The organism is Streptomyces sp. NPDC050560, from assembly GCF_044457285.1.
Lineage (GTDB): Bacteria > Actinomycetota > Actinomycetes > Streptomycetales > Streptomycetaceae > Streptomyces.
Genome location: NZ_JBITGT010000001.1, coordinates 856,117 through 872,317, shown reverse-complemented (window position 1 = coordinate 872,317; position 16,201 = coordinate 856,117). Strand labels below are relative to the sequence as shown.

Below are 16,201 nucleotides of genomic sequence, written 5' to 3'. Positions count from 1 at the left end.
CCGGGGCCCGCGACCTTCTGGAAGGGGCTCCCGCGGTTCGCCGCGGGGGCCCCTTCCGGCGTTCCCGCGGGCGGTACGGGACGGCGTTCCCGGGGGCGGTACGCGGCCGGGCGGTACGGGTCCCGTGGGGCTCAGCGCCGCGGGGGAGCGGCGGCGGTGCCGTCGTCGGCGGCGGGGACGGCGCGGTGGCGGGCGCGCAGGCGGCGCAGGGCGCGGGCGTCCTCGAAGCCGACCTCGCGGGCCGCGGCCTGCGCGGTGCTGCCCTGGCTGACCAGGTGCTCGGCGCGCTCAAGACGCAGCGACTGCTGGTAGCGCAGCGGGGTCACGCCGGTGGCGCGGGTGAAGAGCCGGGTGAGGGTGCGTTCGCTGACCCCGGCACCGGCGGCGAGCCCGGCGAGCGGCAGCGGCTGCGCGTACCGCTCGTCGAGCACGTCCTGCACCCGGTGCACCGTGTCGTCGAGATGGGAGCGGTGCCGCAGCAGGGCGCTGGCCTGCGGCTCGTGGCCGCCCCTGCGGGCGTACACCACCATCTCCCTGGCGACCCGGGAGGCGAGCGCGGGCCCGTGCCGCCCGGCGAGCAGATGCAGCGCGAGGTCGATACCGCTGGCGATACCGGCAGAGGTCACCACCCGGTCGTCGGTGGTGAACAGCACGTCCCGCACCACGACCGCCCTGGGGTAGCGGGCCGCCAGCGCGTCCTGGACGTCGTGGTGGGTGGTGCAGCGCCGCCCGTCGAGCAGCCCCGCCCTGCCCAGCGCGTCGGTACCGGCGCACACCCCGGCGACGGTGCCGCCCGCCGCGTGGTGCGCGCGCAGCCGCTCCAGCGTGGCGGCGGCCAGCGGCGGCCCGGCGGCGCCGCCCGCGGTGTGCCAGCCGGGGACCACCACCAGGTCGCCGGGGCCGAGGCGGGGCCAGTCGGTGCGGGCGTGCAGCGTGAGGCCCTGCGCGCTGGCGACCCGCTCCCGCTCGGCCACGTAGTGCAGCCGGTAGCGGCACCCGAGGTCGTCGGCGGTGCCGAAGACCTGGGCGGGGCCCGCCAGGTCGAGCAGGTGCACGCCGGGCAGCAGCAGGAAGACGACACGGCTCACGCCGCCGCGCCCTCCCGCTCCGCGGCCAGCTCCGCCACGGTGGCGATACGCGCGAAGCGGTCCCGCAGCACGGCCTCGGTGCGCTCGACGATCTCCGCCGCGCCGAGCCCGCCGACCGGTTCCGTGGTGGTGGCGTCGGTGACGAACACCATGCGGTAGCCGAGGTCGCTGCCGACCCTGGTGGTGGTCTCCACGCACTGCTCGGTGCGGATGCCGCACACCCACAGCTCGCCCACGCCCGCCGCGGTCAGCCGCTGCTGGAGGTTGGTGGTGGTGAACGCGTTGTGGGACGTCTTGTACAGCACGGGTTCGCCGGGGCGCGGCCCGTCCAGCTCCGCGAGCGGCCGTACGTGGCCCTGCCCGGGGTCGAAGGTGCCGCCGCTGTCCGGCTCGGTGTGCAGCACCCAGTACACCGGGACGGCGTGGGCGCGGGCGAGGCCGACCAGGCGGCCGATCGGCTCCGCGATGTCCGGGTTGGCGATCGCGCTCCACTGGGCGCGGGCGCGGAAGGACTCCTGCGCGTCGATCACAATCAGTGCTCGGCTCATGTCCACCATTCTGAGCTGCGGTGACGCCGTGCGGGCAGGGCCGATGTGGTCCGGGGGCGGACCGATCGGGCCAGGGGGAGGAGGCCGCCTGAGGGGGGAGGCGGCCACCGCGGACCGCCTCCCCCGCCCCGGTCAGCCGTGCTGCTCCTGCCCCGCGGTGGCGCGGCGGGTGCCGGTGGTGGCGGAGAGCCGCACCGTGTCCAGGAGCCGGTGCAGCCGCACCCCCGCCGCGAAGTCCGGCACCCGGAGGGAGCCGGTGCGGATGTCGTCGGCGAGCGCCGCGTACATCCGGGCGACGTTGTGCGCCTGGGCGCCCGGGTCACCTCCCTCGGGCCAGGGGGCGCCCGCGGGCAGCGGCACCTCGCGGTAGCCGCCGCCCTCCGGGTCGGTGGCGAGCAGCCGCAGCGCGCCGATCTGGAGGCCCGCGGGCCCGCCGGTCTCGGTGGAGACGAGCGCGAGGTCGCCCTCGGTGCCGGAGACCTCGATCCTGGTACGGCCCTCGGTGATCTTGCCGTCGTGGATGTGGGCGCCCACCACCGCGCCGTCCGCGACGGTGCCGCCGAGCAGCAGGTGGTCCGGGCTGGTCACCGCCACCGGCTCGCCCGTCTCCTCGACCCGCTGCACGCCGGAGCGCACCGCGAGCGTGGCGGACAGCTCCGCGATGTCGCCGACGACGTACTGGAGCGCGTCCAGGGTGTGCCCGGCGCCGACCTCGACGAGCCCCGCGCCGTTGGAGGTGTCCAGGGTGTACGCGGCCCAGCCCTCGACCTGCTCCCGCGCGCCCTTGCCGCGCGCCGCGTACACCGTCGCGGACAGCACCCGGCCGATCGCGCCCTCGGCCAGCAGCTCCCTCGCGGCGCGCACGGCGGGCGCGTAGCGCGCCTGGAGGCCGATGGCGTCGTGCACGCCCGCGGCGCGCGCCGCCCCGGCCAGCGCCTCGGCCTCCTTGCTGTCGCGGGCGAGCGGCCACTCGCAGTAGACGTGCTTGCCCGCCGCGAGCGCGGCGCCGACAAGCTCGGCGTGCGCGGGCACCTTCACGGTGACGGCGACGAGGTCCACCTCGGGGTGCTCGGCGAGCCTTCGGGCGTCGGTGAACGCGTGCGCCGCGCCGAACTGCCGCGCGGCGGCCTCGGCGCTCTCCCGGCGGCTGGTGCCGACCGCGGTGATCTCGTACTGCGGCAGCGCGCGCAGCGCGGGGATGTGCGCGCGTACGGCCCAGCCGCGGTCGGGGCTCGCGCCGAGGATGCCGACGCGGATGGGCGGCCCGCCCGGGTCCGCTCCCCGCCCGCCGTGCCGCGCCGCCGCCCCGTCAGCCTCTGCCGCCATGTCCCGGCCCCTCTCCACTGGCCCCCGCGCGGGGGCGCCCCGTTGGTCGGTGGCCTCAACCGGGGCCGCGCGCCGGGTATTCCGACGGAATCCCTCGGGGCGTGGGCGGCGCGGGCCACGCCCTACGCGGCCCGCGGATGCAGGACGATCTTTCCCACGTGGCTTCTGGCGGCGAGCCGCTCCTGTGCGCGGGCGGCCTGCTCCAGCGGGAACGCGGCGGCGATGACGGGCCTGAGCGCGCCGCGGCGTGCCAGGTCCATGAGGAGGCCGAAGTGCCTGGGCGTGTGCATCGCGGAGCCGATGAGCTGCGCGTTGTGCAGGTAGAGGCGGCGTACGTCGAAGGCGACGCCGTAGCCGCCGAGCGCCCCCGCGACGACCCAGCGGCCGCCCTCGCGCAGCAGCGGCAGCCCCTCGGCCAGCAGGTCCCCTGCGACGACGTCGAGCGCGACGTCGACGCCCTCGGGGGCGGCGGCGCGGAGCTGCCCGCCGAGGTCGCGCCCGCGGTCGACGACGGTGTGCGCGCCCGCCTCGCGCACCGCGTCGGCCTTGGCCCCGCTGCTGATGGCGAGCACCCGGGCGCCGCGCGCCCGGGCGATCTGGACCAGGGCGAGCCCGACACCGCCGGACGCGCCGGAGACCAGGGCGGTCTCCCCCTTCGCGAGCCGGGCGCGTTCGACCATGCCGAGCGCGGTGCCGTAGGCGGTCGGCAGCGCCGCGAGCTGGTCGTCCGTGAGCGGGGAGTCCGTGACGTCGTGGACGCGCCCGGCCGGTGCGGTCACATACTCGGCGTAACCGCCGTCGCGTTCGCTGCCCATCAGGCCCACCGGGTTCGCGTCAGGCCCGTCGGAGTCGTAGACCGCCGGGTCGACGACGACGCGGCGGCCCACGGCGTCCCCGGCCACCCGGGCGCCGACCGCGGCGATCCGCCCGGCCACGTCGGCGCCCTGGATACGCGGGAAGTCGACCGGGCCGCGCCAGCCCGACAGCGCGTCCGGGTCGCCGGGGCGGCCGTAGGCGCCCTCCCGGGTCCACAGGTCGGTGTTGTTCAGCGCCACGGCCGCGACCCGGACCAGTACCTCGTCCGCGCGCGGCTCGGGCACCGGCACCCGTACGGGACCGAGGACCTCGGTACCCCCGTGGCCCGTGATCCGCACCGCGCGCATCGTCTCCGACATGGCCCTCACCCACCTTCATAGATATACTGATCTGTGTACTTCAGCCACCGTACACGACCAGGCAGGGGGTGCCCCGTGGGGGAAGCGCGGCCGATGACACCGGCCGGCCGCCGTATCGTCGCGGCCGCGGAGGAGCTGTTCTACGAGCGCGGCATCACGGCGGTCGGCGTGGACCTGATCGCCGAGCACTCGGGCGTGACCAAGCGGACCCTGTACCAGCGGTTCGGCTCCAAGGACGGCCTCGTGGCGGCCTACCTCGCCGAACGCGACCGGCGCTGGCGTGCGCTCGTCCGCGCTGCCGTCGACGCCTGCGGCGACCCCGTCGAGGCGGTCACCGCGCCCTTCGACGCGCTGCGCACCTGGAGCGGGGCCAGGGGGTGCGCGTTCATCAACGCGCTCGCCGAACTCCCCGACCCCGGGCACCCCGCGCACCGTGTCGCCGCCGACCAGAAGCTCTGGCTGCGGAACCTGTTCGCGGACCTCGCCACCGCCGCGGGCCGCTCGGACCCGGCCGCCCTCGCCACCCAGCTCCTCGTGCTGCACGAGGGCGTCCTCGCCACCAGGCCGCTCGCCCCCGACACCCTCGCGGAGGGCGCCGCCCTGGCACGGGAGCTGGTCAGGGCCGCCGCGTCCGTGAGGGCTCGCCGCTCCTAGAACCCCTCCGCCGTGGGCCGGTGCTCGACGTACTCGACGGTGGTGCCGTCGGGGTGGCGGGCCGTGAAGCCCGCGCCTGTGGGGACCCTCGCGGGGGCGACGGTGATCTCGGCGCCCTCGGCGACGAGGCGTTCGTGGTAGGGGGCGATCTCGTTCACCAGCAGGGTCCCGGTGGTCGAGCGGTACGGGCGCAGGTCGTCGGCCGTGCCCTCGATGAGCAGGAACGCCCCGACCATCGCGAGCCGCAGCGTTTTGAAGGCGAACCTGCCGTCCGCCGTCACGCCCTGGGCGCGCTCGTAGCAGGCGACGGCCCGCTCCAGGGTGCCGGGTTCGAGGAACGCCCGGATGAACACGCGTGGTTCCCGCAGCCCCGAGGAGTCGTCCGACACGCGCCACATGAGTTCGTCTGTCATACGGCGAGCCTCGCCGCGCCCGGCCGCCGGGGGCAGGCGTGCGTTCATGGTGTGACAGGGACTCACAGGCTCGGCGGGCCCCGGTCTCCTAAAATCTCCCCATGTCCGCCTCCCTCCGCAGAGAGCTGGGCGCCCATCTGCGGGCCGCCCGGGAGCAGGTCAGACCGCAGGACGTGGGGCTGCGGGGCGGCGGGCGGCGGCGCGCCGTGGGGCTGCGGCGCGAGGAGGTCGCGGCGCTCGCCGGGGTCAGCGTGGCCTGGTACACCTGGCTCGAACAGGGCCGGGTCCGCACCTCGCGCGAGGTGGTCGACGCGGTGTGCGGGGCGCTGCGGATGGGCCCCGACTCCCGTCGCCACGCCCTTGCCCTGGCCGGGTTCCTGCCCGCCTCCCCGCTCGCCGGGCCCGGCACGACGCGGCCCCCCGACGCCCTGTGCGCCCTGCTGCCCACCCTCGGCGACACCCCGGCCCTGGTGCTCGACGAGCGCCTCGACATCCTCGCCGCCAACGCCGCGTACACCCCCCTCTGGGGCGACCCGCAAGCCCTCCCCGCCGCCCGGCGCAACCTGCTCCTCCAGGCCGCGTCCGGCACCGCCCCGTACCGCGTCACCGAGCCCGAGCCGCTGGTGCGCGCGCTCCACGAGCACTTCCGCTCGGCGGTCGGGCACGCCCCCGACGACCCCAGGGCGGCGGAGATCGTCGCCCTGCTGCACACGCTGCGGCCGGACGCCGCGCACTGGTGGCGGTGCCGCGCGGTGGCGGAGTTCCGCACGATGACGGTGCCGCTCACCGGGCCCGGCGGCGCCGCGGCGGCGGTGGCGCTGACGCTGCTGCGCCCGGTGGGGGAGCGGGGCCTGGTGGTCCTGCTGGCGAGATGGGCCGACGCCGCCCGGTGAGGGCCGGGTAAGTGCCCTCCTGGTCGCGCGAAAAACTTTCGGGACTTCCCAGGCATTGTTTCGGGGAAATTCTCGGCCCAAGATGTGGCACGGCCGCATCCGCGCGTGTGGTCGCGGCGCCGCCACGCCCGCCTGCCCACCGGCAGGGCCCGCGGTGCAAGGCCCCTCGGCACGGCGCGGCGTACCGGCACGAAGGAGCGCGCATGGACACGGACGACTCCGCCGTACCCCCGCCGGGCGCGGGGCCGCCGAGCCGGCGCGCCGTGGTGGCGGCCGGCGCCGCGGGGGCCCTCGCCCTCGGCGCCATGCCGGGGCTCGGCGCCGCGCCGGGCCTCGCGGGCGCCGCGGAGGCCGCTCCCGGCCGCCCGAACGGAGGCCCGCTCCGGCCCACGGACCCCGGCTCCTACGTCTCCTTCACCCCCCGCCCCGGCTCTTTCCCGCTGGTCGCGCGCCGCCGCGCCGCACCCCTGCTGGTCTCCGCCGACGACCACCCGGGCGTACGGCGCGCCGCGGCCGACCTGCGTGCCGACATCGAGCGGGTCACCGGGATCGAACCCGCCCTGGAAAAGACCCGTAAGCCACCGAAACATTCCGGGGCACACTCCGAAATAACCGTGGTGGGGACCCTCGGCCACAGCCATCTGGTCGACGACCTCGTACGGCGCGGCAAGCTCGACGTCACCGGCGTCGAGGGCGCGTGGGAGACCTCGCTCCAGGCCGTGGTGGAGCACCCGTACCCCGGCGTCGAGCGGGCCTTCGTGATCGCGGGCAGCGACCAGCGCGGCACCGTCTTCGGGATCTACGACGTCAGCCTCGGCATCGGCGTCTCGCCCTGGTACTGGTGGGACGACGTGCGCCCGCGCCACCGCGACGCCCTCCACATCCTCCCCGGCCGCCACACCCAGGGCACCCCCGCCGTGAAGTACCGCGGCGTCTTCATCAACGACGAGAACCCCGCACTCGGCACCTGGGCCCCCGCCCACTTCGGCCCCGGCAAGGCCGAGGGCTACGAGGGCGGCTTCAACGCCGACTTCTACGCCAAGGTCTTCGAGGTCGTCCTGCGGCTGAAGGGCAACTACCTCTGGCCCGCGGTGTGGGGGCGCGCCTTCGCCGAGGACGACCCGGACAACCACGCGCGCGCCACCGAGTACGGCATCGTCATGGGCACCTCCCACGAGGCCCCCATGATGCGCGGCATCGAGGAGTGGAACCGGCACGCCAGGCCCGCGGTGCGCGACGCCGAAGGCACCATCACCACCCCGGGCTCCGACCCGTACGGCGGCACCGGCGAGTGGTCCTTCCGCAACAACGCCGACGCCATCAAGAAGTACTGGGCCGACGGCATCCGGCGCATGGCCGACCAGGGCTTCGAGGGCGTCGTCACCCTCGGCATGCGCGGCAACGGCGACACGGGACTGCCCGACGGCGACGGCATCGAGCTGATGCGGGACATCATCGCGAGCCAGCGCCAGATCCTCGCCGACGTCACCGGCAAGGACGTCACCTCCATCCCCCAGGTGTGGACTCTCTACAAGGAGGTGCAGCACTACTGGGACCGCGGTCTTCGCGCCCCCGACGACGTCACCGTCGTCCTCACCGACGACAACTGGGGCAACGTCCGTATGCACCCCGACCCGGCCGAGCCTGAGCGGGCCGGCGGCTACGGCCTCTACTACCACTTCGACTACGTCGGCGTGGGCCGCAACTACAAGTGGGTCGACACCACCTCGCTGCCGAACATGTGGGACCAGCTCCACCAGTGCTTCGCGTACGGCAACCGCGGCCTGTGGGTGACCAACGTCGGCGACCTCAAGGGCAACGAGGCCGCCACCCAGTTCTTCCTCGACTACGCCTTCAGCCCCGGCCGCTGGGGCCCCGACGCGCTCCCCGAGTGGGAGCACCGCTACGCCCGGCAGAACTTCGGCGAGGCCCAGGCCGGGGCGATCGCCGGCATCCTCGCCCGCTACGGGCAGCTCCAGGCCGCCCGCAAGCCGGAACTGCTCAACCGCAGGATCACCCTCGACCCGGCCAAGGACCCCGCCACCGACGACACCGCCGTCGTCTACGACGACGAGGCCACCCCCTTCGCCGAGACCGGCCACCGCGAGCTGGAGCGGGTCACCGCCACCTGGCGCAGGCTCGCCGAGGACGCCGAGCGCGTCGGCAAGCGGCTGCCCGAAGGGGACCAGGACGCCTGGTTCGAACTCGTCGGCTACAACGTCGCCGCCACCGCCAACCTCTACCGGCTGCGCGAGGACGAGTTCACCAGCATCCGCTACGCCGCCCAGGGCCGCGCCGCCGCCAACGACCGCGCCGCGGCGGCCGAGGCGGGACTCGACCGCGACTTCGCCCTCCAGGACCGCTTCAACACCAGGACCGCGGGCGGCAAGTGGCGGGGCTTCCAGACCCAGCCCCACATCGACTACGGCGACGTGGAGCGGTACGGCCCCAACGCCCCCTGGCAGCAGCCGGAACTCGACGACGTCGCCATCCCCGACGTCCTCTTCCCCGCCGTGCGCCGCGTTGACCTGCCCGCCGCCGCCGAGATGGGCGTCGCCGTCGACGGCAGCGACCTGTGGTGGCCGCACGCGGGTTCCAGGCCCCGGCTGCCCGTCTTCAGCCCTTACCAGACCCGCCCCGACCAGTACATCGAGGTGTTCAACCGGGGCCGTACCCCCTTCGACTACCGCATCGAGCCCGCCGTCCCCTGGCTGCGCGTCAGCCGCCCGCGCGGCCGGGTCACCAAGGAGGTGCGGGCCGAGGTCACCGTGGACTGGGCGAAGGCGCCGCGGGCCAGGACGGAGGCGGACATCCTCGTCCACGGCCCCGGCGGCTCCCTGGTCACCGTCACCGCCGTCGTCGACCGCCCGCGCGCCCGCGGCCTCTCCGGCTTCGTGGAGGCGGGCGGCTACCTCGCGATCGACGCCGCGCACACCACCCGCAGGGTCGGCGCCGACGGCGTCGGCTGGCTGCTGGTCGAGGGCCTCGGCCGCGCGGGCGCCGGCCTCACCCCCTGGCCGGTCACCGCGGTCGCCAGGACCCCCGGCGGCGCCGCACCGCGCCTTGAGTACGAGGTGAGCGTGCTCACCCCCGGCGAGGCCACCCTCTGGGCGTACCTCTCGCCCCGCAACCCGGCGCTCGCCCGCGAAGGACTGCGCTACGCCGTCTCCTTCGACGGCGCCGAGCCGCAGACCGTCGACATCATCGCCGCCACCGGCTCCGACGACGGCCTGATGAACCAGCGCTGGGCCCGCAACACCTCCGACAACATCTCCCGCACCGCCACCCGGCACACCCTCACCACGGGCAGGCACCGGCTGAAGTTCTGGATGGTCGACCCCACGGTCGTACTGCAACGCCTGGTGCTGGACACCGGCGGGCTCACCCCCACCTACTTCGGCCCGCCGGAGAGCCGCCGACTGCCCTGACGGCGCCACCGCCACGCCCCCGGGCGGGCGGGCCCGCGGCTCCCGGGACGGGCGACCGGTCCTTCCCGGGACCGGGTTGGTGGGACATGCCCCTGGCTCACCAGCCCACGGACGGCCGGCGCCCGAGCCGGCGCCGGCCGTCCGCTCACGGCTCGCGCAACGGCCGCAGCAGCAGCCAGCCCACGGCGGGCAGGACGATCAGCGGCGCGAGCGCGGCCTGGAGCGACGCCGCGTCGGCGAGGGCCCCGATCAGCGGGCTCGCGATGCCGCCGACGGTGACCGCGAGCCCCAGCGTGACACCGCTCGCGGTGCCCACCCGGCTCGGCAGGTAGTCCTGGCCGAGCGTGATGTGCAGCGAGAACGGCACGTAGAGACCGGCCGACGTGAGCGCCACGCACCCGTACAGCGCGGGCCCCGGCACGAGCACCACACCGGCCACCGCGAGCACCGTCAGCGCGTACGACCACCGCACCACCGGCAGCCGCCCGAACCGCGAGGCGAGCCTCCCGCCCGCCACCGTCCCCACCGCGCCCCCGAGGTAGAGCACGAAGAGCGCCGCCGTGCCCGCCGCCGCGCCGCCGCCCGCGCGATGGCGCGCGTACAGCGAGACGAACGTGCTCAGCCCGACGAACACGACCGAACGACAGGCGATCGCCCCCGACAGCCTCAGGAACGACGCCCAGTCGTCCCGGCCGCGCACACCACCCGCGCCGTCAGGACCCGGCCCCGCCTCCGGCCCCGGCGTCCGTACCCCTGCTCCCGCCCCAGGACGTGCCCCGGCCCCCGCCGCCGGGCCGCCACCCTCCGCCTTCCGCCGCCGCAGCGCCGCCGTGCTCGCCGCCGCGCCGAGGGCGGCGGGCACGACGAGCAGCGGCGAGGCGCCGAGGCCGCCGGTGGCGACGACGGCGGACACCAGCAGCGGCGCGGCGGCGAAGCCGAGGTTGCCGCCGAGCGAGAACCAGCCCATCGCGGTGTGGCTGCCCCGGCTCGCCGCGCGCGCCACCCGCGCCGCCTCCGGGTGGTAGGCCGCGATACCGATCCCGGACAGCGCCACGGCCCCCAGCGTCAGCGGATACGAGCCGCACACCCCCGCACACGCCACCCCCGCCCCGCCGAGCAGCGTGCTCACCGGCAGCAGCCAGGGCAGCGCCCACCGGTCCGTGACCGCGCCGAACAGCGGCTGGACCACCGAGGAGAGCAGCGAGGCGGCGAGGACGATGCCGGACGCGGCGGCGTAGGTGTAGGCGCGCTCGGCCACGAAGAAGGGCACCAGCGCCGCCACCGCCCCCTGGTACACGTCCACGCAGGAGTGACCGAGGGAGAGCAGGGGGATGGCGCGGGCGGTGCGGCGGCGGGGCTGTGGGGTGGATGAGGGATACGGGGCCGGTGGGCTGGACGGGGTGGACGTGTCCGGGGAGTCGGACGGGCCCGGGGAGTTGGAGGGGTCCGGCGGGTTGGAGGGGGTGGGCGGGGTGGATGCCTGGGGTGGGCGCGGGGTGGGCTGCTGGCTGGGCACGGGTCCATCGTGGCCGTCCGCCTGCGGGCGCACTTCCGATAAAATGCCAACCTATGCCGGAGATCCGCCATGTCGCCGCTGCGCCCGCCGCCGTCCGCGCGCTGGGACCGGGCCAGAGCATCGACGCGCACCGCCATGACGAGCACCAGATCGTCTACGCGGGCTCCGGTGTCGTGGCCGTCACCACCGACGCGGGCACCTGGTTCGCGCCCGGCACCCGCGCCATCTGGGTTCCGGCCGGATGCGTCCACGCGCACCGCGCCCACGGCCACCTCGCGCTGCACCTCATCGGCCTGCCCCGGGCCACGAACCCCCTCGCGCTCGACGGCCCCGCGGTCCTCGACGTGAGCCCGCTGCTGCGGGAGCTGATCCTCGCCTACACCGGGGGCGGCGGGGCCGAGCAGGACGGCAGGGACGGGCGGGAAGGCCCCGGCGGCCGGGACGGGCCCGCCACGACCCCGCAGCGGCGGCGGCTGCGCGCGGTGCTTCTCGACCAACTGCGTACCTCGCCCAGGCCGCCCGTCCACCATCTGCCGACCCCGGCCGACCCCCGGCTGCGTACCGTCTGCGCGCTGCTGCGCCGACACCCCGACGACCCGCGCACCCTCGCCGCCCTGGCCGCGGAGGCGGGGGCGGGCGAGCGCACCCTCAGCCGCCTCTTCCGCAGCGAACTCGGCATGACGTTCCCGCAGTGGCGCACCCAGCTACGCCTCTACCACGCGCTGCGCATGCTCGCCGACGGGCTCCCGGTCACCACCGTCGCCCACCGCTGCGGCTGGGCCTCGGCGAGCGCCTTCATCGACGTGTTCCACCACGCCTTCGGCCACACGCCGGGCAGCCACCACCACCGCACGGACACGTGCCCCCAACTCGGCCGCCCCCTGAGGCCGCCGAGCCGGGGGCACGACTTAGGCTGACGAGGCCGGTCGGACGACCGGGCAGGGGGGGCGAGGACTGGTGAACGACGCTACCGGGATGTTCCAGCCGCTACAGCGGGACGATCCGCCCGCGGTCGCCGGATATCGCCTCGCGGCCCGGCTCGGCGCGGGCGGCATGGGCCGGGTCTATCTGTCGCACACACAGGGCGGCCGACCGGTGGCGATCAAGGTGATCAGGCCGGAGCTGGCCGACGACCCCGCCTTCCGGCGCCGGTTCGGCCGGGAGATCAAGGCGGCCCGGCGGGTCAAGGGCGCGTACACCGCGGAGCTGATCGACGCCGACGCGGACGGCACGCCCCCGTGGTTGGCCACCCTCTATGTGCAGGGTCCTTCACTGACGGAGGCCGTCGCCCGCCGTGGGCCGCTGCCGGTGCCCACGGTGCTGTGGCTGATGGCGGGCGTGGCCGAGGCGCTCCAGGCCGTCCACGGAGTGGGGATCGTGCACCGGGACCTCAAGCCGTCGAACGTGCTGCTCGCCGCCGACGGCCCCCGGGTGATCGACTTCGGCATCTCGACGGCCGCCGACGCCACCGCCTACACGGCCACGGGCGGGGCGATCGGCACGCCCCAGTTCATGGCGCCCGAGCAGGCGGTCGCCGGTGAGATCACCACGGCGACCGACGTCTTCGCGCTCGGCCAGACGGCCGCGTTCGCCGCGCTCGGCAGATCGCTGTACGCGGACGGCCCCTCGGCCACCGTGCTCTACCGCATCGTCCACTCAAGGCCCGACCTGTCGGTCCTCCCGGAGCAACTGCGCCCCTTGGTCGCCCGCTGCCTCGCCGCCGACCCCGGAGAGCGCGCCACCACGGCGGAGATCGTCGAGTGGTGCCGGGGCCGACTGGGCCCGCAGGACGCCGCGGACGCATGGCCCGCCGTCTGGCGCGAGGTCAGGGGCCCCGAGACGGCGCTCCCGCCCCCCGTCCCCGACCCCACTCCTGCCCTCACCCCCCTGCTCCCGCCCCCGTCGGCGGCGGGACCCACGGGGTACGCGGGGCCGGTGGGACCGGCCGGACCAACGGGGCCGGCGGGGGCGGCAGGTCCCCTGGGACAGGGAGGCCCCATGGGCTCGGCAGGTCCCATGGAGCCGATGCGGCCCACGCATTCCCCGGAGCCTCAGGGGCCTCTGCGACCTCCCGGGCCTCTGGGGCCGGTGGGACAGATGGGTCCGATGCAACCCGGGGGGCCGGGAGCACAGGACGGCCGCCAGGCCCGTCGGCGCCGTACCGCGCTGATCTCCACGGCGGTGGCGACCGGCGTGCTGCTCCTCGCGGTCCTCGGCTGGACCTTCGCGAACCTGGTGCACTCCTTCGACCGGGGCCGGGACGCGTCCGCCTCGGGCCCGTCGTCCTCCGCCCGGTCCCCGGAGGCAACAGGGGACCCGGCGGCGTCGGGAGAGTCGCAGGCCCCCGCGGGCCCGGGCGGCTCCGGCCGGCAGGACGTCTCCGAGGAGTCCCCGGACACACCCCGGTCGCCACGGGCCTTCCCCTATCCCCAAGAGTGGCTGGACGAGAAGACCTCGCTGAGCTTGGACGAACCTGTCGAGCACAAGGACCGCACCGGGGACATCCGCTTCACCTGCAACGATCACGACTGCTCACTGGAGAGCGACACCACCACGATCGCGCTGCTCTACGACAAGCCGGGAGCGGGCCTCGACGCCTGCCGCAGCGTCCTCGCCGACGCGCACGCCCACGACCTCCCGCTCGCCGCGGTGGCGCCGGGCAGCGAGATCTGCGTCAAGGACGGCTCGGGGACCATCGGGCTGCTCGTGGTCCAGGTGAAGTCGACCGCGCTGCCGACGAGCGGGTCCAGCTTCCTGACCGCCGACATGACGGTATGGCGGAAGGGGACGTAACACCGCCGCCCCGTCCGCATCCGCGCCGGGGGCCGGGCGCGCGGCGGGCTCCGGCGTCGCGTTGATCGTCGCCACCAGGGAGTGGTACCTGGTCAGCAGCTTCAGACCGGGCGAACCACCGCCGGCCCAACCACGGGGCAGGCCCCGGCACGGCCTGGCGGGGCCCGGCGTGGCTCAGTACGGCAGCTCGACCTCCGCCCACACCGTCTTGCAGGGCGGCGGTCCCGAACGTGTGCCCCAGCGGGTGGCCAGCAGTTCGACGACGACGAGGCCGCGGCCCGACTCCGCGTCGGGCGCCGCCCGGTGCTCCCGGGCCGGGAGGCGGTCGCCGCGGGTGTCCGTGACCTCGACCCGCAGCAGCCGGTCCCACGCCACCATCCGCAGCCGGAAGTCACGGTCCGACACCCGCCCGTGCAGGGCGGCGTTCGCCGTCAGCTCCGCGACCACCTGCACCGCGGCGTCGAACAGCAGGCCCCACGAGCGCAGTTGCTCGGTGGCGAGCAGCCGCCCGAGACGGGCGCCGCGCCGGGTCGAGGAGAGCTGGACGGTGAACTCGCGTGCGGGCCCCGAGGGTTCCCGTCGCGGCCGGGTGACGGGGATTTTCTGATTCACATCCCCCAGGGTGGCCGTGCGTGGTTACGCTCACCGGTAACGACACAGGTACGCGCAGTCACCATCCGTGACGCCGCCCACGCCCCCAGGAAGCCGGAGCCCGACGCACCGTATGCCCGTCATGGAAGTCCAACGCAGAGAGCTGGCCGCGTTCCTGCGCAGCCGGCGAGAACGGCTCAGCCCCGAGGCCGCCGGGATCACGCCCACCCGCGGCCGCCGCCGCACCCCGGGGCTGCGGCGCGAGGAGGTGGCGCAGCTCGCCGGGGTCAGCCCGTCCTGGTACATGTGGCTGGAGCAGGCCCGCAGGATCAGGGTGTCGGAGCAGGTGCTGCGCGGCATCGGGGCCGCGCTGCGGCTGGACGAGACCGAGACCGCGCACATGCTCAGACTGGCGGGCGCCCTGATACCGGGGCCGCGCAAGCCGTGTGCGCGGGAGCAGATACCGGGGGAGTACCTCGCCTTCCTCGGGGCGCAGGAGCCGAACCCGGCGTTCATCGCCAACCGGCGCCTCGACCTGCTGGCGTGGACGGCGGGCTTCGCCGTCCTTGTGCCGTACCTGGAGACGCTGGAGCCCGAGCGGCGCAACGTCCTCGACCTGACCTTCGACCCCCGGGCGCGCGAGCTGCTCCCCGAGTGGGAGAGGGACGCCTCGCACACGCTGGCACTGTTCCGCGCGCAGATCGCCGACCGCGTCACCGAGCCGCCGTACACGGAGCTGATCGAGCGGCTGCGCCGCGAGCACCCGGCCTTCTGCGCCCTGTGGGAGCGCCGCGACCTCGCTACGGCCGCCCCGCCGATACGGACCTTCTCCCACCCCGAGGCCGGACAGCTCGCACTGGCACGCGTCACACTGCGACTCCCGGACGTGGAGGCGACACTCGTGGCACATCAGCCGCCGCCGGGAACGACACTCCCCTCAAGATTCCTGGAACTGGTGGCGGGCCACCCGGCGACATGACCGGCTTCGCCGGTCCCGACGCCAGAAAACGGCGAGTGTGTGTGCGATGCGGGTGCCGATGTTTCGGTCGCGCTCGCCCCCGGGTACACCCCTGGGCCGCGATTGGCCAGGCGGCGCAGGCGTATGGCAGACTGGCCCGGTTGCTCGGTTGAGTGTTGATGCTGCGTGCCTCCCGCCGGGAGGACCGGAAGCGAGTCCCACGGTACTCGTCGCCCCAACTGCCCCCTGGGTGGTGCTGGGGCGGACGTACGGGAATCTTCCGGGAAGCGTCGGCGGAGCACTCACCAGGCACTCGGTGGGACCACCGCGGTAAAACGCGGCGGGCGCCCCCTCGCGCGATCGTACGGTCGCCTCCCTCGCAGGGAAATCCCGCAGCGGACATCTCTGTCAGCAGGAGCGCGACACGCCCGACCGCGTGGGTCGGAGGTCCAGGCAGGACGGCCGCCGGGTTCCAGAGCGTGACGAGAGACAGGACTACGAAGTAGCCATGGCGGGACAGAAGATCCGCATCCGGCTCAAGGCTTACGACCACGAGGTCATCGACTCCTCGGCGAAGAAGATCGTCGAGACGGTGACCCGCACTGGTGCGTCGGTCGCGGGCCCGGTGCCGCTGCCCACAGAGAAGAACGTGTACTGCGTCATCAAGTCGCCGCACAAGTACAAGGACTCGCGCGAGCACTTCGAGATGCGTACCCACAAGCGTCTGATCGACATCCTCGACCCGACTCCCAAGACTGTTGACTCGCTGATGCGCCTCGACCTCCCGGCGGGCGTCGACATCGAGATCAAGCTCTGAG

General features: G+C 75.1%; 14 protein-coding genes. 7 read left to right on the top strand and 7 right to left on the bottom strand.

Going from position 1 to position 16,201, the window contains the following annotated elements; all coding sequences use genetic code 11:
• Nucleotides 1–131 precede the first annotated feature (131 nt).
• From ACIBIW_RS03745 to ACIBIW_RS03730, 4 genes are all read right to left on the bottom strand, one after another.
• Nucleotides 132–1,088: a GlxA family transcriptional regulator gene (locus tag ACIBIW_RS03745; protein WP_399331513.1), complete on the bottom strand. Its 957-nt coding sequence runs from the start codon at nt 1,086–1,088 to the stop codon at nt 132–134.
• Nucleotides 1,085–1,636: a cysteine hydrolase family protein gene (locus ACIBIW_RS03740; RefSeq protein WP_399331511.1), complete on the bottom strand. Its 552-nt coding sequence runs from the start codon at nt 1,634–1,636 to the stop codon at nt 1,085–1,087. Before ACIBIW_RS03740 ends, ACIBIW_RS03745 begins: the two co-directional genes overlap by 4 nt.
• Before the next feature lie 132 nt (nt 1,637–1,768).
• Nucleotides 1,769–2,962, bottom strand: coding sequence for a Gfo/Idh/MocA family protein (locus ACIBIW_RS03735; RefSeq protein ID WP_399331509.1), 1,194 nt, complete (start codon nt 2,960–2,962; stop codon nt 1,769–1,771).
• Nucleotides 2,963–3,084: 122 nt separating this feature from the next.
• Nucleotides 3,085–4,137: a zinc-binding dehydrogenase gene (locus ACIBIW_RS03730; protein WP_399331507.1), complete on the bottom strand. Its 1,053-nt coding sequence runs from the start codon at nt 4,135–4,137 to the stop codon at nt 3,085–3,087.
• Between the two features lie 93 nt (nt 4,138–4,230).
• Here ACIBIW_RS03730 and ACIBIW_RS03725 point away from each other — a divergent pair, with 93 nt between their 5' ends.
• Nucleotides 4,231–4,791: a TetR/AcrR family transcriptional regulator gene (locus ACIBIW_RS03725; protein ID WP_399331505.1), complete on the top strand. Its 561-nt coding sequence runs from the start codon at nt 4,231–4,233 to the stop codon at nt 4,789–4,791.
• On the opposite strand, the gene ACIBIW_RS03720 is transcribed toward ACIBIW_RS03725, so the two are convergent.
• Nucleotides 4,788–5,204 (bottom strand): VOC family protein, encoded by a 417-nt coding sequence (locus tag ACIBIW_RS03720; protein ID WP_399331503.1) that lies wholly within the window; start codon nt 5,202–5,204, stop codon nt 4,788–4,790. The genes ACIBIW_RS03725 and ACIBIW_RS03720 overlap by 4 nt on opposite strands.
• Nucleotides 5,205–5,305: 101 nt before the next feature.
• Here ACIBIW_RS03720 and ACIBIW_RS03715 point away from each other — a divergent pair, with 101 nt between their 5' ends.
• Nucleotides 5,306–6,097, top strand: coding sequence for a helix-turn-helix domain-containing protein (locus ACIBIW_RS03715; protein ID WP_399331501.1), 792 nt, complete (start codon nt 5,306–5,308; stop codon nt 6,095–6,097).
• A 203-nt stretch (nt 6,098–6,300) separates the two neighbouring features.
• Nucleotides 6,301–9,525 carry a glycosyl hydrolase 115 family protein gene (locus ACIBIW_RS03710; RefSeq protein WP_399331499.1) on the top strand — a complete coding sequence of 1,075 codons (3,225 nt, stop codon included), beginning with the start codon at nt 6,301–6,303 and terminating at the stop codon, nt 9,523–9,525.
• 145 nt (nt 9,526–9,670) lie between these two features.
• Here ACIBIW_RS03710 and ACIBIW_RS03705 read toward each other — a convergent pair whose 3' ends face one another.
• Nucleotides 9,671–10,858 (bottom strand): MFS transporter, encoded by a 1,188-nt coding sequence (locus ACIBIW_RS03705; RefSeq protein WP_399331913.1) that lies wholly within the window; start codon nt 10,856–10,858, stop codon nt 9,671–9,673.
• A 236-nt stretch (nt 10,859–11,094) separates the two neighbouring features.
• Here ACIBIW_RS03705 and ACIBIW_RS03700 point away from each other — a divergent pair, with 236 nt between their 5' ends.
• The gene (locus ACIBIW_RS03700; RefSeq protein WP_399331497.1) at nt 11,095–11,958 is read left to right on the top strand and encodes an AraC family transcriptional regulator; all 864 of its coding nucleotides are present in this window, start codon (nt 11,095–11,097) and stop codon (nt 11,956–11,958) included.
• A 40-nt stretch (nt 11,959–11,998) separates the two neighbouring features.
• Entirely contained in the window at nt 11,999–13,834 is a 1,836-nt protein-coding gene (locus ACIBIW_RS03695; RefSeq protein WP_399331495.1) for a protein kinase, read from the top strand.
• A gap of 174 nt (nt 13,835–14,008) precedes the next feature.
• Here ACIBIW_RS03695 and ACIBIW_RS03690 read toward each other — a convergent pair whose 3' ends face one another.
• Nucleotides 14,009–14,446, bottom strand: a complete 438-nt coding sequence (locus tag ACIBIW_RS03690) for an ATP-binding protein (protein ID WP_399331493.1) — start codon at nt 14,444–14,446, stop codon at nt 14,009–14,011.
• A 121-nt stretch (nt 14,447–14,567) separates the two neighbouring features.
• Here ACIBIW_RS03690 and ACIBIW_RS03685 point away from each other — a divergent pair, with 121 nt between their 5' ends.
• Complete coding sequence (locus ACIBIW_RS03685) at nt 14,568–15,404, top strand: helix-turn-helix transcriptional regulator (protein WP_399331491.1); 837 nt, start codon at nt 14,568–14,570, stop codon at nt 15,402–15,404.
• Nucleotides 15,405–15,891: 487 nt separating this feature from the next.
• Nucleotides 15,892–16,200 (top strand): 30S ribosomal protein S10, encoded by a 309-nt coding sequence (gene rpsJ / locus ACIBIW_RS03680; RefSeq protein WP_003948644.1) that lies wholly within the window; start codon nt 15,892–15,894, stop codon nt 16,198–16,200.
• The last annotated feature ends 1 nt before the right edge of the window (nt 16,201 follow it).